This is a genomic window from Caballeronia sp. Sq4a, from assembly GCF_023170545.1.
Lineage (GTDB): Bacteria > Pseudomonadota > Gammaproteobacteria > Burkholderiales > Burkholderiaceae > Caballeronia.
In genome coordinates, this window is sequence record NZ_CP084250.1 from 2,597,016 (window position 1) to 2,613,182 (window position 16,167).

Annotated in this window: 28 protein-coding genes; 1 reads left to right on the forward strand and 27 read right to left on the reverse strand. The window is 60.5% G+C overall.

Annotation, left to right across the window (positions count from 1 at the left end; genetic code table 11):
- Positions 1-223 precede the first annotated feature (223 nt).
- Entirely contained in the window at positions 224-1,222 is a 999-nt protein-coding gene (gene hemB, locus LDZ24_RS12320; protein WP_248320635.1) for a porphobilinogen synthase, read from the forward strand.
- A gap of 53 nt (positions 1,223-1,275) precedes the next feature.
- Here hemB and dsbD read toward each other — a convergent pair whose 3' ends face one another.
- The 27 genes from dsbD to rplB all read right to left on the reverse strand — a co-directional run bounded on the left by dsbD (position 1,276) and on the right by rplB (position 16,166).
- Positions 1,276-3,111 carry a protein-disulfide reductase DsbD gene (gene dsbD / locus LDZ24_RS12325; protein WP_248320636.1) on the reverse strand — a complete coding sequence of 612 codons (1,836 nt, stop codon included), beginning with the start codon at positions 3,109-3,111 and terminating at the stop codon, positions 1,276-1,278.
- Positions 3,104-3,415, reverse strand: coding sequence for a divalent-cation tolerance protein CutA (gene cutA / locus LDZ24_RS12330; protein ID WP_248322352.1), 312 nt, complete (start codon positions 3,413-3,415; stop codon positions 3,104-3,106). Before cutA ends, dsbD begins: the two co-directional genes overlap by 8 nt.
- A gap of 168 nt (positions 3,416-3,583) precedes the next feature.
- Complete coding sequence (rplQ, locus tag LDZ24_RS12335) at positions 3,584-3,979, reverse strand: 50S ribosomal protein L17 (RefSeq protein ID WP_248320637.1); 396 nt, start codon at positions 3,977-3,979, stop codon at positions 3,584-3,586.
- A 160-nt stretch (positions 3,980-4,139) separates the two neighbouring features.
- Entirely contained in the window at positions 4,140-5,117 is a 978-nt protein-coding gene (rpoA, locus tag LDZ24_RS12340; RefSeq protein WP_159837170.1) for a DNA-directed RNA polymerase subunit alpha, read from the reverse strand.
- A gap of 147 nt (positions 5,118-5,264) precedes the next feature.
- Positions 5,265-5,888 (reverse strand): 30S ribosomal protein S4, encoded by a 624-nt coding sequence (rpsD, locus tag LDZ24_RS12345; RefSeq protein ID WP_159837171.1) that lies wholly within the window; start codon positions 5,886-5,888, stop codon positions 5,265-5,267.
- 145 nt (positions 5,889-6,033) lie between these two features.
- Positions 6,034-6,438, reverse strand: a complete 405-nt coding sequence (gene rpsK / locus LDZ24_RS12350; protein WP_006052224.1) for a 30S ribosomal protein S11 — start codon at positions 6,436-6,438, stop codon at positions 6,034-6,036.
- A 28-nt stretch (positions 6,439-6,466) separates the two neighbouring features.
- Positions 6,467-6,832 carry a 30S ribosomal protein S13 gene (rpsM, locus tag LDZ24_RS12355; RefSeq protein ID WP_175946456.1) on the reverse strand — a complete coding sequence of 122 codons (366 nt, stop codon included), beginning with the start codon at positions 6,830-6,832 and terminating at the stop codon, positions 6,467-6,469.
- A gap of 41 nt (positions 6,833-6,873) precedes the next feature.
- A complete protein-coding gene (rpmJ, locus tag LDZ24_RS12360) occupies positions 6,874-6,990 on the reverse strand; it encodes a 50S ribosomal protein L36 (RefSeq protein ID WP_004199844.1) in 117 nt (38 codons plus the stop codon).
- 20 nt (positions 6,991-7,010) lie between these two features.
- Positions 7,011-7,229, reverse strand: a complete 219-nt coding sequence (infA, locus tag LDZ24_RS12365) for a translation initiation factor IF-1 (RefSeq protein ID WP_004521905.1) — start codon at positions 7,227-7,229, stop codon at positions 7,011-7,013.
- Positions 7,230-7,238: 9 nt separating this feature from the next.
- The gene (gene secY / locus LDZ24_RS12370; RefSeq protein ID WP_175946454.1) at positions 7,239-8,585 is read right to left on the reverse strand and encodes a preprotein translocase subunit SecY; all 1,347 of its coding nucleotides are present in this window, start codon (positions 8,583-8,585) and stop codon (positions 7,239-7,241) included.
- 41 nt (positions 8,586-8,626) lie between these two features.
- Positions 8,627-9,061, reverse strand: a complete 435-nt coding sequence (rplO, locus tag LDZ24_RS12375) for a 50S ribosomal protein L15 (RefSeq protein ID WP_175946452.1) — start codon at positions 9,059-9,061, stop codon at positions 8,627-8,629.
- A gap of 30 nt (positions 9,062-9,091) precedes the next feature.
- Positions 9,092-9,274 (reverse strand): 50S ribosomal protein L30, encoded by a 183-nt coding sequence (rpmD, locus tag LDZ24_RS12380; protein ID WP_006400644.1) that lies wholly within the window; start codon positions 9,272-9,274, stop codon positions 9,092-9,094.
- A gap of 10 nt (positions 9,275-9,284) precedes the next feature.
- Entirely contained in the window at positions 9,285-9,803 is a 519-nt protein-coding gene (rpsE, locus tag LDZ24_RS12385) for a 30S ribosomal protein S5 (RefSeq protein WP_061170928.1), read from the reverse strand.
- A 14-nt stretch (positions 9,804-9,817) separates the two neighbouring features.
- On the reverse strand, positions 9,818-10,183 hold the full coding sequence (rplR, locus tag LDZ24_RS12390) for a 50S ribosomal protein L18 (protein ID WP_035967614.1): 366 nt from the start codon (positions 10,181-10,183) through the stop codon (positions 9,818-9,820).
- Between the two features lie 12 nt (positions 10,184-10,195).
- Positions 10,196-10,729: a 50S ribosomal protein L6 gene (gene rplF, locus LDZ24_RS12395; RefSeq protein WP_175946450.1), complete on the reverse strand. Its 534-nt coding sequence runs from the start codon at positions 10,727-10,729 to the stop codon at positions 10,196-10,198.
- Positions 10,730-10,748: 19 nt separating this feature from the next.
- Complete coding sequence (gene rpsH / locus LDZ24_RS12400; protein WP_035967610.1) at positions 10,749-11,144, reverse strand: 30S ribosomal protein S8; 396 nt, start codon at positions 11,142-11,144, stop codon at positions 10,749-10,751.
- A 14-nt stretch (positions 11,145-11,158) separates the two neighbouring features.
- On the reverse strand, positions 11,159-11,464 hold the full coding sequence (gene rpsN / locus LDZ24_RS12405; RefSeq protein WP_175946448.1) for a 30S ribosomal protein S14: 306 nt from the start codon (positions 11,462-11,464) through the stop codon (positions 11,159-11,161).
- 7 nt (positions 11,465-11,471) lie between these two features.
- The gene (gene rplE / locus LDZ24_RS12410) at positions 11,472-12,011 is read right to left on the reverse strand and encodes a 50S ribosomal protein L5 (RefSeq protein ID WP_159837176.1); all 540 of its coding nucleotides are present in this window, start codon (positions 12,009-12,011) and stop codon (positions 11,472-11,474) included.
- Between the two features lie 14 nt (positions 12,012-12,025).
- The gene (rplX, locus tag LDZ24_RS12415; RefSeq protein ID WP_175946446.1) at positions 12,026-12,334 is read right to left on the reverse strand and encodes a 50S ribosomal protein L24; all 309 of its coding nucleotides are present in this window, start codon (positions 12,332-12,334) and stop codon (positions 12,026-12,028) included.
- A 9-nt stretch (positions 12,335-12,343) separates the two neighbouring features.
- The gene (gene rplN, locus LDZ24_RS12420; RefSeq protein ID WP_006998478.1) at positions 12,344-12,712 is read right to left on the reverse strand and encodes a 50S ribosomal protein L14; all 369 of its coding nucleotides are present in this window, start codon (positions 12,710-12,712) and stop codon (positions 12,344-12,346) included.
- A 293-nt stretch (positions 12,713-13,005) separates the two neighbouring features.
- Complete coding sequence (rpsQ, locus tag LDZ24_RS12425; RefSeq protein WP_035933074.1) at positions 13,006-13,278, reverse strand: 30S ribosomal protein S17; 273 nt, start codon at positions 13,276-13,278, stop codon at positions 13,006-13,008.
- Positions 13,275-13,469, reverse strand: coding sequence for a 50S ribosomal protein L29 (gene rpmC / locus LDZ24_RS12430; RefSeq protein ID WP_007180130.1), 195 nt, complete (start codon positions 13,467-13,469; stop codon positions 13,275-13,277). Before rpmC ends, rpsQ begins: the two co-directional genes overlap by 4 nt.
- Before the next feature lie 10 nt (positions 13,470-13,479).
- The gene (gene rplP, locus LDZ24_RS12435) at positions 13,480-13,896 is read right to left on the reverse strand and encodes a 50S ribosomal protein L16 (protein ID WP_035967605.1); all 417 of its coding nucleotides are present in this window, start codon (positions 13,894-13,896) and stop codon (positions 13,480-13,482) included.
- A 2-nt stretch (positions 13,897-13,898) separates the two neighbouring features.
- The gene (gene rpsC, locus LDZ24_RS12440; protein WP_248320638.1) at positions 13,899-14,699 is read right to left on the reverse strand and encodes a 30S ribosomal protein S3; all 801 of its coding nucleotides are present in this window, start codon (positions 14,697-14,699) and stop codon (positions 13,899-13,901) included.
- Between the two features lie 11 nt (positions 14,700-14,710).
- The gene (gene rplV / locus LDZ24_RS12445) at positions 14,711-15,040 is read right to left on the reverse strand and encodes a 50S ribosomal protein L22 (protein ID WP_007730533.1); all 330 of its coding nucleotides are present in this window, start codon (positions 15,038-15,040) and stop codon (positions 14,711-14,713) included.
- Between the two features lie 12 nt (positions 15,041-15,052).
- Positions 15,053-15,328, reverse strand: coding sequence for a 30S ribosomal protein S19 (gene rpsS / locus LDZ24_RS12450; RefSeq protein WP_008343850.1), 276 nt, complete (start codon positions 15,326-15,328; stop codon positions 15,053-15,055).
- A gap of 10 nt (positions 15,329-15,338) precedes the next feature.
- Positions 15,339-16,166, reverse strand: coding sequence for a 50S ribosomal protein L2 (gene rplB, locus LDZ24_RS12455; RefSeq protein WP_175946441.1), 828 nt, complete (start codon positions 16,164-16,166; stop codon positions 15,339-15,341).
- Between the last annotated feature and the right edge of the window lies 1 nt (position 16,167).

Consider the following 16,167-nt stretch of genomic DNA (forward strand, 5'->3'; position numbering starts at 1 on the left):
AACCCGCCGCATGACGGCGGGTGAACAGCCTTATCGAATAACGACAGGCACCCGCTCAGGGAGGAGAAGCGGGGAGCGCGGCGCGAGCGCCTTGCTCGCTGGCTATGATATACCATTGTCTCAAAACGCCTCCAAAACGCTCGCCGGCTTGTCCAGCATGGCTTTGCGCCATATAGCGCACGTTTTGGATCTCCTCCTGAAGCACGTCAATTCGAGTCGAGTCATGAGTTTTTATCCGCGTCATCGCCCGCGCCGCATGCGCCGCGATGACTTCTCGCGCCGTCTGATGCGCGAGAACATTCTCACCACCAACGACCTCATTTATCCGGTGTTCATCGTCGAAGGCGCGAACGTGCGTCAGGCGGTGCCGTCGATGCCGGGCGTCGAGCGCACGTCGGTCGATCTGCTGATGAAGGTCGCCGAGCAATGCGTCGAGTTGGGCGTGCCGGTGATTTCGCTTTTCCCGGCGATCGAGCCGTCGCTCAAGACGCCCGACGGCCGCGAGGCGACCAATCCCGATGGTCTGATTCCGCGCGCGGTGCGTGAACTGAAGAAGAACTTCCCGATGCTCGGCGTGCTGACCGACGTCGCGCTCGACCCGTACACGAGCCACGGTCAGGACGGCGTGCTCGACGAAGAAGGCTACGTCAAGAACGACGAAACCAGCGAAATTCTCGTCGATCAGGCGCGCACGCAGGCGGAAGCGGGCGTGGATATCGTCGCGCCGTCGGACATGATGGACGGGCGTATCGGCGCGATCCGCGAAATGCTGGAAAGCGACGGCCACATTCACACGCGCATCATGGCGTATGCCGCGAAGTACGCGTCGGCGTTCTACGGCCCGTTCCGCGACGCGGTCGGCTCCGCCGCCAATCTCGGCAAGGGTAACAAGATGACGTATCAGATGGACCCGTCGAACTCGGACGAAGCCATGCGCGAAGTGCGCATGGATATCGAGGAAGGCGCGGACATGGTGATGGTCAAGCCCGGCATGCCGTATCTCGATATCGTCTGGCGCGTGAAGGACGAGTTCCGCTTTCCGACGTATGCGTATCAGGTCAGCGGCGAATACGCGATGATCAAGGCCGCGACGCAGAACGGCTGGCTCGATCACGACAAGGCGATGATGGAATCGCTGCTCGCGTTCAAGCGCGCGGGCGCGGATGGCGTGCTGACGTACTTCGCGCTGGACGCTGCGCGGATTCTGCGCGCGTCGAAGTAAACTTCGCGATCACGCGAAACAAGGGCGATGCGTTCGGGCATCGCCCTTTTCTTTTAGCCGTTCGAAGGCCCGAGCTTGTCGAGGCGCTTCAGGAACGTGTCCGCCGATTCATAGCCGACGACCCGCAAGACCTCATTGCCCTGAGCGTCGAAGAAAATGATGCCCGGTGGCCCGAACAGCTTGAAACGCTTCAGCAGCGCCTGATCGTCCGCATTGTTCGCGGTGACGTCGGCGCGCAGCAGGTTCAGTTGGGCGAGCCGCGCCTGAACGCGGGCATCGGAGAAGGTCAGGTTTTCCATCTCCTTGCAGGAGACGCACCAGTCCGCGTAGAAGTCCAGCATCGCGGGGCGGGCGGCGGCTTTGACGGCCGAGTCCAGTTCCGTCGAGGACCGCACCGGCGCAAAAGTCGGCGATTGATTCCGCGCGGCGGCAGAAGCGGCCGGATCGGCGCGAGATGTCAGAACGGCGAGCGGCTGCAACGGATCGGTCGATCCCGCCGCGAGACCGACGATAAGCGCGGCCGCCCAGACGACGCAAACCGCGCCGAGCCCGCGCCCGAGGCGCTTCCACACCGTTGCCGGCGCTGCGGTGACCGCGCCGAATACGCCTAGCGACGCTGCTGCAATCAACAGCCACAGCGCGCCGAGCAGCATGCGTGCGACGCCGCCGATCACCGGCCACACGATCCACAACGCCGCCGCCAGCAGCACGACGCCGAAAAAGACTTTCACACCGTCCATCCACGCGCCCGCTCTCGGCAGGATTGAACCGGCGCCGAGCCCGATGACGAGCAACGGCACGCCGAGACCGATGCCCATTGCGAACAGCGCCGCACCGCCGAGCAGCGCGTTGCCGGTGTGCGCGATGAACGCCAGCACGGCGAAAAGCGGTGCCGTCATGCACGCGCCGACGACCAGCGCGGACAACGCGCCCATCACGGCGACCGCCGCGAACTTGCCGCCGCTGCGCTTCTGCGATGCCTCATTAACGCTGCTCTGCCACCGCTCGGGCAGCGCGATATCGACGCCCGAGATCAGCGTGACAGCGAACACGGTGAGCAAGACGCCGAACGCGCCGAGCACCCACGGGTTTTGGAGCCACGCGCCGAGACTTTGCCCGATTAGCGCGGCCGCCACGCCGAGCGCGGTGTACACGAGCGCCATGCCGACGACATAAGAAACGGACAGCGCGAAGCCGCGCGCCCGCGTCACCCGGGCGCCCTCGCCGACAATGATTGCCGAGAGAATCGGGATCATGGGATACGAGCAGGGCAGCAGACTCAGCACCATGCCCGCCAGAAAGTACAGACCGACGACGGCGAAGAATCCGCCGCCTTCGAGCATCGACTGCGCGTAGTCGGCGCTCGTCGCGCGCTCGAAGAAGGATTGCGATGCATCCGTCGCGGACGGAGCCGGCGCCCGAGCGCCCGCAGGCTGCAACGCGGCGCCTTTCACGCGGTACGTGCGCTCCATCGGCGGGTAGCAGATGCCCTGATCGGCGCAACCTTGCGATGTTACGGCCAGTTCGAACGGGCCCTTGGCCTGCGCGACGGGAATGCGGATCAGCAACTCGCCGCGATACGTCTCGACGTCCTTATTGAACGTCTGATCAAAGTGGACTTTGCCGGCCGGCAATTGCGCGGCGCCGATAGTCGCCTCGCCGGTTTTGACGGCAAAAGCGAACCGCTCGCGGTACATGTAGTAGCCGTCGGCGATCTTGTATCGCACGTCGACTTCGCCCGGCTGCTCGGACGCGCTGAATTTGAACGCGACAGCCGGGTCAAGGAAATCGTCGGCAGCGCGCGCCACGCCCATCGCACCGGAGAACACGGCCAGCAGCAGCAAGGCTCCCCACGCGCGACGCCCGAAGAGTCGAAAAAGCTCAAACATGAATAGAACGCTGGGTTTCTGCATTGACCCACTGACCGTAAGCCGACGAAGCGTCCGCCTGCCAGACAAGGATCTCGGGCGTTTCGTACGGATGCCGTTGCGCGACGAATTGCTGAAGCTCATCTGCCCGCGCGACGCTCGTTTTGATCAGCACCTGCACTTCCTGCGACGACTCCACCGCGCCCTTCCAGTGATAGTGCGATTCGACCGCGCCGAGCTTGGTGACGCACGCGGCGATACGCGCTTCGAGAATGCCCTCAACGAGCGCGTTCGCCGATTCGGCGTCGGGCAACGTGGTCAGCATCAGGACGACGGGAACGTTCACTCGCGGCTCCAAAGAAGCAGGTAACGACCAATATCGTAGCATTCGCGGACTGCGCCGCCTCACTACCGAACCAGCCTACGGAAAGGTACCGCCGAAAACAAAAAGGCCAAGCTGAGCTTGGCCTTTTTGCTGACTGCTACCGAAAACTTATTCAGCTTCCTGAACTTCTTCGGTCTCTCCGACTTCCGGGCGATCCATCAGTTGGACCAGCGCCATCGGGGCGTTGTCGCCGACGCGGAAACCGAACTTCAGGATGCTCAGGTAGCCACCCGGACGGTTCGCGTAGCGCGGGCCGAGCACGTCGAACAGCTTCGCGACGGAATCACGATCGCGCAGGCGGTTGAACGCGAGACGGCGATTTGCCAGCGACGGCTTCTTGCCGAGCGTGATCAGCGGCTCGACAACCTTGCGCAGTTCCTTGGCCTTCGGCAGCGTCGTCTTGATGACTTCGTGCTCGATCAGCGAGTTCGACATGTTACGGAGCATTGCCAGACGGTGGCTGCTCGTGCGGTTCAGTTTCCGCAGACCATGCTTGTGACGCATCTTCAGTTCCTTTAACGAGTTTTGATCCAGCTCTTCTATTGCGCTCCGCTTTCACGGAAAAGGCGCACGGGCCGGTCGAAGAAAAAAGCAAGACGCGGATTTTAAAGCAAAATCCGCGTCTTTGCCAGTTACACCGCGACGTCCGCGATGACTTGCAGACTTACTTGTCCAACCCGGCCGGCGGCCAGTTTTCGAGCTTCATGCCGAGCGTCAGGCCACGCGAAGCCAGGACTTCCTTGATTTCGTTCAGCGACTTGCGGCCCAGGTTCGGCGTCTTCAGCAGCTCGTTTTCCGTGCGCTGGATCAGATCGCCGATGTAGTAGATGTTCTCGGCCTTCAGGCAGTTCGCGGAGCGAACCGTGAGTTCGAGGTCGTCCACCGGACGCAGCAGGATCGGATCGATCTGCGGCGCGCGCGACGGCGCTTCCGCTGCCGCTTCCGTGCCTTCCAGGGCTGCGAACACCGACAACTGGTCCACCAGAATGCGCGCCGATTGACGGATCGCTTCTTCCGGCGAGATGACACCGTTGGTTTCGATGTTCATCACGAGCTTGTCGAGGTCGGTACGCTGTTCGACACGCGCGCTTTCCACGGCGTAGCTCACGCGACGCACCGGCGAGAACGACGCGTCCAGCACGATGCGGCCGATGATCTTCGCCGAATCTTCGCCGTAGCGACGCACGTTGCCCGGCACGTAGCCGCGGCCCTTCTCGATCTTGATCTGAACGTCGAGCTTGCCGCCCTTCGACAGATGAGCGATCACGTGTTCCGGATTGATGACCTCGCAGTCGTGCGCGAGTTCGATATCGCCGGCAGTGACCACGCCTTCGCCTTCCTTGCGCAGCGTGACCGTGACTTCGTCGCGGTTGTGCAGCTTGAAGACGACGCCCTTCAGGTTCAACAGCAGGTTGACCACATCCTCTTGCACACCATCGAGCGTCGAGTATTCGTGCACGACGCCTGCGATCGTCACTTCGGTCGGCGCGTAGCCCACCATCGACGACAGCAGCACGCGCCGAAGCGCGTTACCCAAGGTGTGGCCATAGCCGCGTTCGAACGGCTCCATAACCACTTTCGCGTGGCTTTCGCCAAGCGATTCAACTGCAATGATCTTGGGCTTCAACAAACTGGTTTGCATAGGTTTTCCTTTTCAATACCCTCGGCTCGTTACACCGATAAGGCTGACCGGTAACAACCTGAAAATACACAGCCGGGGATGCCCCTTTTGCCACGAGCAATCAGGCTCCCCGGCTGCAGATCCGGTTACTGCGCGAAGGCCGCGCGATTAACGCGAATACAATTCGACGATCAGGCTTTCGTTGATGTCGCCAGCGATATCGCTGCGCTCCGGCATCGACTTGAACGTACCTTCGAACTTCTTCGCATCGACCGACACCCAGCTCGGCATGCCGCCTTGCTCTGCCAGCGACAGTGCTTCGACGATACGCGCCTGCTTGCGCGACTGTTCGCGCACGGAGACGACATCGCCAGCCTTCACTTGCAGCGACGGGATGTTGGCGACCTGGCCGTTCACCATGATCGACTTGTGGCTCACGAGCTGACGCGCTTCAGCGCGGGTCGAGCCGAAGCCCATGCGATACACGACGTTGTCGAGACGCGACTCGAGCAGTTGCAGCAGGTTTTCGCCCGTCGGGCCCTTGCGGCGGTCGGCTTCAGCGAAGTAGCGGCGGAACTGACGCTCGAGAACGCCGTAGATACGCTTCACTTTCTGCTTTTCGCGCAACTGGGTGCCGTAGTCGGACGTACGCGCGCCCGAGGTGCGGCCGTGCTGGCCGGGCTTGCTGTCGAGCTTGCACTTGTCGGCGAGCGAGCGACGCGCGCTCTTCAGGAACAGATCGGTGCCTTCACGGCGGGACAGCTTGGCTTTGGGACCGGTATAGCGTGCCACGTTGAATCCTTAAAAATTGATCACGCGAACTTCCGTCCGCGCTAGTCCGAACCCTTTGGGCCGAACGGTGGGCTTAGTCAATTCATGACGCACGAATCCCGCCGATACTTTCGCATCAGCAGGAGCATGCGTTTGCGTCATCGCGTTAGATGCGACGGCGCTTCGGCGGACGGCAACCGTTGTGCGGGACCGGCGTCACGTCGGAGATCGCGGTGATCTTGATGCCAAGACCATGCAGCGCGCGCACCGCCGATTCACGGCCAGGACCGGGGCCCTTGATCCGCACTTCGAGGTTCTTCACGCCGTATTCCATCGCCACGCGGCCAGCCGATTCGGCTGCGACCTGAGCTGCAAACGGCGTCGACTTACGCGAGCCCTTGAAACCCTGACCGCCCGACGTCGCCCACGCGAGAGCGTTACCTTGACGATCGGTGATCGTGATGATGGTGTTGTTGAACGACGCGTGAACGTGAACCACGCCCTCGGCGACGTTCTTCTTAACCTTCTTGCGAACGCGTTGCGCCGCGGAGTTGTTCGAAGCCTTAGCCATTACGTTTTCCTGTAACTGTCAGTTCCGCTTACTTCTTCAGCGATTGCGCTGCACGACGCGGACCCTTGCGCGTACGGGCATTCGTGCGGGTGCGCTGGCCACGCAGGGGCAGGCCCTTGCGGTGACGCATGCCGCGGTAGCAACCCAAGTCCATCAGGCGCTTGATGTTCATCGTCACTTCACGGCGCAGGTCGCCTTCGACGATGAACTTGCCCACTTCGTCACGCAGCTTTTCGAGGTCTGCGTCAGTGAGGTCCTTGACCTTCTTCGAAAATTCCACACCAGCTGCGGTGCAAATGCCGCGAGCGCGCGTGCGACCGATGCCGAAGATTGCCGTCAGGCCGATCTCGGTATGCTGGTGATTCGGGATGTTAACCCCTGCGATACGAGCCATTGTTTTTCCTCAAACAAAAAGCGCAAGCAAAAGCGCGGCGTTCAGCCTTGACGCTGTTTGTGGCGCGGATCAGAGCTGCAAATCACGCGCACAACGCCCTTGCGCTTGATGATCTTGCAATTGCGGCAAATGCGCTTAACCGATGCCATCACTTTCATGATATTACCCTTTTTTCAAATCACTTCGCCCGGAACACGATCCGTGCACGAGACAGATCGTAAGGCGTCAATTCAACCGTAACCTTGTCGCCTGGCAGGATGCGGATGTAGTGCATCCGCATCTTTCCAGAAATGTGTCCCAGGACGACATGGCCATTTTCCAATTTCACCCGGAAAGTAGCGTTGGGCAGGTTTTCGATCACCTCGCCCTGCATCTGGATTACATCGTCTTTGGCCATAGTCCTTAATTAACGCATCGGGACATTGCCGCCCTTGAAGTTTGCCTTCTTGAGCAGCGATTCATATTGTTGCGACATAACGTACGACTGCACCTGAGCCATGAAGTCCATCGTGACGACGACAATGATCAGCAGCGACGTTCCACCAAAATAAAACGGCACGTTCCAGCGCAACACCAAGAACTCAGGCAACAGGCACACGAACACAATGTAGATCGCACCGGCCAGCGTCAAACGCGTGAGGATGCGGTCGATATACCGTGCAGTCTGATCGCCCGGACGGATACCCGGAACGAATGCACCGCTCTTCTTCAAGTTGTCGGCGGTTTCCCGGCTGTTGAACACCAGTGCGGTGTAGAAGAAGCAGAAGAAAACGATCGCCAACGCATACAGCAGCACGTACACCGGTTGACCGGGCTTGAGGGCCTCGGCCACGCCGTGCAGCGTGTTCGCGAACCAGTTGGTGCGCGTGCCCGAACTGAACCAGTTCAGGATGGTTGCCGGGAAGAGGATGATCGACGACGCGAAGATCGGCGGAATCACACCCGACATGTTGAGCTTCAGCGGCAGATGGGACGACTGTCCGCCGTAAATCTTGTTACCGACCTGGCGCTTCGCGTAGTTCACGAGGATCTTGCGCTGACCGCGTTCGATGAACACGACCAGATACGTGACCGCCGCAATCAGCACGACGATGATGATCGCCGAGATGATGCTCATCGAACCGGTGCGGACCAACTCGAACAGACCGCCGATCGCGTTCGGGAAACCCGCCGCGATACCACCGAAGATGATGATCGAGATACCGTTGCCGAGACCGCGCTCCGTGATCTGCTCACCCAGCCACATCAGGAACATTGTGCCCGTCACCAGCGTGACGACCGTCGTCAGCCGGAACACCATGCCGGGGTCCAGCACCAAAGCGGGCTGGTTCTCCAGCGCCACCGCGATACCGAACGCCTGGAAGGTCGCGAGCACCACGGTGAAGATACGCGTGTACTGCGTGATCTTCCGCTGCCCCGCCTGCCCTTCCTTCTTCAACGCCTCCATCTGCGGCGACACGATCGACAGCAACTGCATGATGATCGACGCCGAAATGTAGGGCATGATGCCCAGCGCAAAGATCGTGAATCGCGACAGCGCGCCACCCGAGAACATGTTGAACATGCCAAGGATGCCGCCCGACTGGCTCTGGAACAGCTTGGCCAGTTGATCCGGATCGATGCCGGGAACCGGAATGTGCGCACCAATGCGGTAGACGATCAGCGCCAGCAGCAGGAACACTGCACGCCGACGCAGATCGCCGAATTTCGCCGCGCTTCGACCGGGTTTTGCGAGACTCGGGCTGTTAGCCAAGAACCTTCTCCGATGCTAGTGCTAGTAACGGCGAAAGCGCGTTACTCGGCGAACGAGCCGCCAGCGGCTTCGATTGCCTCACGGGCGCCCTTCGTTGCCGTCAGGCCCTTCACCGTGACCTTGCGACTGATCTCGCCGGTCTTGATGATCTTCGCGCTCTTGATGAGCTCGCCGACCAGACCCGCTTGCTTCAGCGCCAAGAGATCGATTTCGTCGACCGGCAGCTTCTCGAGATCCGAGAGGCGCACTTCACCGACGAATTCCTTCGTCAGCGAGGTAAAGCCGCGCTTCGGCAGACGACGCTGCAGAGGCATCTGACCGCCTTCGAAGCCGACCTTGTGAAAGCCGCCCGAACGCGATTTCTGACCCTTGTGGCCGCGGCCCGCGGTCTTGCCGAGGCCCGAACCGATCCCGCGACCGACGCGACGCTTTGCGTGCTTCGCGCCTTCCGCCGGCTTCAGGTTATTCAATTCCATGTTCAACTCCTTGGATCCGTGGTCGGCCGCTTAGGCGATGACCTTAACGAGGTACGAGACCTTGTTGATCATCCCGCGCACTGCCGGCGTGTCCTGCAGCTCGGAGACCGAGTTCAGGCGACGCAGGCCGAGGCCACGCACCGTTGCGCGGTGCGATTCGCGGGTCCCGATCAGGCTCTTGACGAGCTGAACCTTGACAGTTTTTTCAGACATGGTGCCCACCTTAGCCCAGAATGTCTTCGACGGACTTACCACGCTTCGCCGCGATGTCGGCCGGAGTCGACTGCTTGCGCAGGCCATCCAGCGTCGCACGGACGAGGTTGTACGGGTTCGTCGAACCGTGGCTCTTGGCCACAACGTTTTGCACGCCCATCACGTCGAACACTGCGCGCATCGGACCGCCTGCGATCACGCCGGTACCGTCCTTCGCCGGAGCGAGGAGGACCGCCGAAGCGCCGTGCTTGCCGTGAACTTCGTGTTGCAACGTGCCATTCTTCAGGGGCACCTTGAACATGTTGCGGCGGGCTTGTTCCATTGCCTTCTGAACGGCAACCGGAACTTCCTTCGCCTTGCCCTTGCCCATGCCGACGCGGCCATCGCCGTCGCCAACCACGGTCAGTGCGGCGAAACCGAGAATACGGCCACCCTTCACGACCTTGGTCACGCGGTTGACCGAAATCATCTTTTCGCGCAGGCCGTCGTCGCGTTCGTCAGCCTGAACTTTCGCTTGCATCTTTGCCATGACGAATTCTTCCCTTAGAACTTGAGCCCGGCTTCGCGCGCCGCATCAGCCAGCGCCTTCACGCGGCCGTGGTAGCGGAAACCCGAGCGGTCAAAGGCGACGGATTCGATGCCGGCAGCCTTGGCCTTTTCGGCAATACGCTTGCCGATCAGGGTTGCAGCGTTGATGTTGCCGCCCTTGCCCGACTTGTCGGCCAGCTCTGCGCGCACTTCGGCTTCGAGCGTCGAGGCGCTTGCGAGCACCTTGGTGCCGCACGCCGAGAACACTTGCGCGTAGATGTGCGTATTCGTGCGATGCACGGCGAGACGCGCGACCTGCAGCTCGGCGATCTTGATACGCGTCTGACGAGCGCGGCGCAGGCGAGATTGAGTCTTATCCATGATTGCGCACCCTTACTTCTTCTTCGTTTCTTTGAGGATCACGACCTCGTCGGAATAGCGCACGCCCTTGCCCTTGTAGGGCTCCGGCGGACGATAGCCGCGCACTTCCGCCGCGACTTGTCCGACTTTCTGCTTGTCGATCCCCTTGATCACGATTTCGGTCTGCGACGGGGTTTCAGCCTTGATGCCTTCCGGCATCTGGTGCACCACGGGGTGCGAGAAACCCAGCGACAGGTTCAGCTTGTCGCCTTGCGCTTGCGCACGATAACCGACGCCAACCAGCGTCAGCTTGCGCTCGAAACCCTTGGTGACGCCGTGCACCATGTTCGCCACCAGGGCGCGCATCGTGCCGGACATCGCATTCGCTTCACGGCTTTCGTTGGCCGGCGCGAAGTTCAGCGTACCGTTGTCGTTCGCCACGGTCACCAGCGGGTTGCCCGCTTGCGAGATCGTGCCGAGCGGCCCCTTGACGGTGATGACGTCGCCCTTGACGGCCACTTCCGCGCCTTGCGGCAGCGCGATCGGGCTTTTACCTACACGAGACATGTTTCTTCTCCCTTCGGCGTTAAGCGACGTAGCAGATGACTTCGCCGCCGACGCCGTTCTGGCGCGCCTTGCGGTCGGTCATCACACCCTTCGGCGTCGACACGATTGCAACGCCCAGGCCGTTCATGACCTGCGGGATGTCGTTGCGACCGCGGTACACGCGCAGACCGGGCTTCGACACGCGCTCGAGGCGCTCGATCACCGGACGGCCAGCGTAGTACTTCAACGCGATATTCAATTCCGTCTTCGCACCTTCAGCCTTCACTGCGAAGTCGTCGATATAACCTTCGTCCTTCAAAACCTGCGCAATCGCAACCTTGACTTTCGACGAGGGCATAGTCACCGAAACCTTCTCGACCATCTGCGCATTGCGGATGCGAGTCAGCATATCGGCGATAGGATCACTCATGCTCATTTATGTTTCTCCTATTACCAGCTCGCCTTGGTGAGGCCAGGGATTTCGCCGCGGAATGCGATTTCGCGGATCTTGTTACGCGCAAGTCCGAACTTGCGGAACGTGCCACGCGGGCGACCCGTGATTGCGCAGCGGTTACGCTTGCGAGTCGGGTTCGAGTTACGCGGCAGTTGTTGCAGCGCGAGGCGAGCGAAGTAACGCTCTTCGTCCGACTTGCTCGAGTCTTCGATCACAGCCTTCAGTTCAGCACGCTTCGGAGCGTACTTCGCGGCCAGGCGTGCGCGCTTCTTTTCACGTTCGATCAGTGCCAGTTTAGCCACGGTAACCTCAGTTTCTGAACGGGAACTTGAAGCCGGCGAGCAGCGCCTTTGCTTCGTCGTCAGTCTTCGCGGTGGTCGTGATGCTGATGTTCAGCCCACGCAGCGCGTCGATCTTGTCGTAGTCGATTTCGGGGAAAATAATCTGCTCTTTCACACCGATGTTGTAGTTGCCACGACCGTCGAATGCACGGCCCGACACGCCGCGGAAGTCGCGCACGCGGGGCAGCGCAACCGTCACGAAGCGGTCCAGGAATTCGTACATCGCTTGACCGCGCAGCGTCACCATCGCGCCGATCGGGTAGCCCTGACGAATCTTGAAGCCTGCGATTGCCTTACGCGCCTTCGTGATAACCGGCTTCTGGCCGGCGATCTTCGTCAGGTCGCCGACGGCGTTTTCGATGATCTTCTTGTCAGCGACGGCTTCGCCAAGGCCCATGTTCAGGGTGATCTTGGTGATGCGCGGCACTTCCATGATGGACTTGTAGCCGAACTTTTCGACGAGTTGCGGCACAACCGTTTCTTTATAAATCTCTTGCAGACGAGCCATTATTTAACTCCGCATCAGGCGTTGAGCGTGGCGCCGGTCGACTTCAAGAAGCGAACCTTCTTGCCGTCTTCGACCTTGATGCCAACACGCGATGCCTTGCCGTTCGCGTCGACGAGTGCGACGTTCGAAATGTGCAGCGGCATCGACTTGGCTTCCACACCGCCCGTCGTACCCTTCATCGGGTTCGGCTTCACGTGCTTCTTGACGAGGTTGATACCCTCGACGGTCACACGATCTTCCGCAACGGCCAGCACGGTGCCGCGCTTGCCCTTGTCCTTGCCGGTGATGACGATGACTTCGTCACCCTTGCGAATCTTGTTCATCGCGACTCCTTACAGCACTTCCGGCGCGAGCGAAACGATCTTCATGAATCGTTCGCTACGCAGTTCACGCGTCACCGGCCCGAAAATACGCGTGCCGATCGGCTCGAGCTTGGTATTCAAGAGGACAGCGGCATTGCCGTCGAACTTGATCAGCGAGCCATCCTGGCGACGCACGCCCTTGGCCGTGCGAACGACCACGGCGTTGTAGATTTCGCCCTTTTTCACGCGTCCGCGCGGCGTCGCTTCCTTGACGGTCACCTTGATGATGTCGCCAATGCTAGCGTAACGACGCTTCGAGCCGCCGAGCACCTTGATGCACATGACTTCACGCGCACCCGTGTTGTCGGCCACTTCAAGCCGAGTTTCGGTCTGGATCATGGTTTATCTTTCCCAACTTAATCCGGTCGCACCACCATGGCACATCCGGTCAGTCTTGGTCCCGTCAGCCAATCGGCTGCTTGGGTTAGAACAGGCAGCGAAGGCAGACGAAACCCGCCATCGCAATCCGGTGAATCTGTCGATACAGGCTGGCGCCCGAACCGGCTTCCCCCACCAATTTCGCCCGCGACGGGGCTCCCACAAAGAGGGAAGACCGAGATTATAACAAATAATCTCGGTCTTGCAAGCGAAACTTACTGCGACACTACTTACTGCATCGCGATACTTCAGCTTTAGATCACGCGAGCCGCTTCGAGCAGCTTCGACACAACCCAGGCCTTCGTCTTCGAAATCGGACGGGTTTCCTGGATTTCGACGAGGTCGCCCTCGTTGTACGTGTTCGCGTCATCGTGCGCGTGGTACTTCTTCGAGCGCACGACGTACTTGCCGTAGATCGGGTGCTTCACACGGTGCTCGACCAGCACGGTAACCGTCTTGTCCATCTTGTTGCTGACGACCTTGCCGACCAGCGTCCGCTTGAGCGAGGTTTTTACGCTATCGTTCATTTCTGGTTCGCCTTTTCAGTCAGGACAGTCCGCACACGTGCGATGTCGCGACGAACCTTCTTCAGCTGGCTCGTGTTCGTGAGCTGCTGGGTCGCGAGTTGCATGCGCAGGCCGAATTGCGCCTTAAGCAGGTCCGACAGCTCTTTGTTGAGCGCCGCCTGGTCCTTCTGGTGAAGTTCAGATGCCTTCATCGTTTACTCCTTAGGCGCCGAGCTGGCGGATGACGAAGTTCGTCTTCAGCGGCAGCTTGGCTGCAGCCAGACGGAACGCTTCGCGCGCCAGTTCTTCGGAGACACCGTCCATTTCGTACAGCATCTTGCCCGGTTGAATTTCAGCGACGTAGTACTCCGGGTTACCCTTACCGTTACCCATACGCACTTCTGCCGGCTTTTGCGAAATCGGCTTGTCCGGGAAAATGCGGATCCAGATCCGGCCGCCACGCTTGATGTGACGCGTCATGGCACGACGCGCCGCTTCGATTTGACGCGCGGTCAAACGGCCGCGACCGATAGCCTTCAGGCCATATTCACCGAACGACACCGCGTTGCCGCGCGTCGCCTTGCCGGTGTTACGACCCTTCTGCTCTTTGCGATACTTTCTGCGTTTCGGTTGCAGCATCGTTATTCTCCACTCTTCGCGTCACCGCCGGCGCCGCCACGACGGGGGCCGCCGCGGCGTGCACCACCCGGCGCACCTTCACCGTCACGACGCGGACGGCGATCGCCACCCGGACGTGCGTTGCGACGCGGACGCTTCTCTTCCGCGACTTCTTCCACTACCGGCGCTTCGTTACGGCCGAGGGTGTCGCCCTTGTAGACCCACACCTTCACGCCGATGATGCCGTACGTGGTCTTCGCTTCGGACGTCGCGTAGTCGATATCGGCCCGCAACGTATGGAGCGGCACGCGACCTTCGCGATACCACTCGGTACGAGCGATTTCAATACCGTTCAGACGGCCCGCGCTCATGATCTTGATGCCCTGGGCGCCAAGACGCATCGCGTTTTGCATCGCGCGCTTCATCGCGCGGCGGAACATGATCCGGCGCTCGAGCTGCTGCGTGATGGAATCGGCGATCAGTTGAGCGTCGGTTTCCGGCTTGCGGATTTCTTCGATGTTGACGTGAACCGGAACGCCCATGCGCTTTTGCAGCTCGGACTTGAGCGACTCGATGTCTTCGCCCTTCTTGCCGATCACGACACCCGGACGCGAGCTGAAAATCGTGATGCGTGCGTTCTTTGCAGGACGCTCGATCACCACGCGACCGACGGACGCGTTCTTCAGCTTCTTCTTCAGGTATTCACGAACACCGATGTCTTCCTGCAACATCGCCGCGAAATTGTTGTTGTTCGCGTACCAGCGCGAAGCCCAATTGCGGCTGACGGCCAAACGGAAGCCAGTCGGATGAATTTTCTGTCCCATCGTATGGCTCCTTAATTCCCGACCGTCACAGTGATGTGACAGGATTGCTTCTCGATGCGGTTACCGCGACCCTTTGCGCGTGCGGTGAAACGCTTCAGCGAAGCGGCCTTGTCGACGTAGATGCTCGTGATCTTGAGCTCGTCGATATCGGCGCCTTCGTTGTGTTCCGCATTCGCGATCGCAGACAGCACGACCTTCTTGACGATACCCGCCGCCTTCTTCGGCGAGAACGTCAGGACGTTCAGCGCCTTGTCGACCGGCAAACCACGAATCTGGTCAGCCACAAGGCGCGTTTTCTGCGCCGAGATGCGGGCACCGCGATGAATTGCTTTCACTTCCATCTTGATAGCCCCTTATTTCTTGGCCTTCTTGTCGGCCGCGTGACCCTTGAACGTACGGGTCAGTGCGAACTCGCCAAGCTTATGGCCGACCATGTTTTCCGTGACGTACACCGGAACGTGCTGACGGCCGTTGTGGACGGCGATCGTCAGACCGATGAAGTCCGGCAGAATCGTCGAACGACGCGACCAGGTCTTGATCGGCTTCTTGTCACGCGTGGACGCAGCCGCCTCAACTTTCTTCAGCAAATGAGCGTCGCAGAACGGACCTTTTTTAGCAGAACGTGTCATTGCCTACTCCTTAACGCTTGTGACGGCGCTGGACGATCATCGTCGTCGTGCGCTTATTGCTGCGGGTGCGATAGCCCTTCGTCGGCGTGCCCCACGGGCTCACCGGGTCGCGACCTGCAGCCGTGCGGCCTTCACCACCACCGTGCGGGTGATCGATCGGGTTCATCGCAACACCACGCACCGTCGGACGGATACCGCGCCAGCGGTTTGCACCGGCCTTACCGATTTGACGGAGGCTGTGCTCTTCGTTGCCGACTTCACCGATGGTTGCACGGCACTCGACGTGCACGCGGCGGATTTCACCCGAACGCAGACGAACCTGCGCGTAGATGCCTTCACGTGCCAGCAGCATGGCCGACGTACCAGCCGAACGCGCGATCTGCGCGCCCTTGCCCGGCAGCATTTCGATGCAGTGGATCGTCGTACCGACCGGAATGTTGCGGATCGGCAGGGTGTTGCCTGCGCGAATCGGCGCTTCCGAACCGGACATCAGCTGCGCGCCGACCGCCACGCCCTTCGGCGCGATGATGTAGCGACGCTCGCCGTCTGCGTACAGAACCAGCGCGATGTTCGCGCTACGGTTCGGGTCGTACTCGAGACGCTCGACCTTTGCCGGAATGCCGTCCTTGTTGCGACGGAAATCGACGATACGGTAGTGCTGCTTGTGACCGCCACCTTGGTGACGCGTGGTGATGCGACCGTTGTTGTTACGGCCCGCCGACTTGGATTGCGAGTCGAGCAGCGCAGCATGCGGCTTGCCCTTATGCAGATCCTTGTTGACGATCTTGACCATCGCGCGGCGACCCGGCGAGGTCGGCTTAACTTTCACGATTGCCATG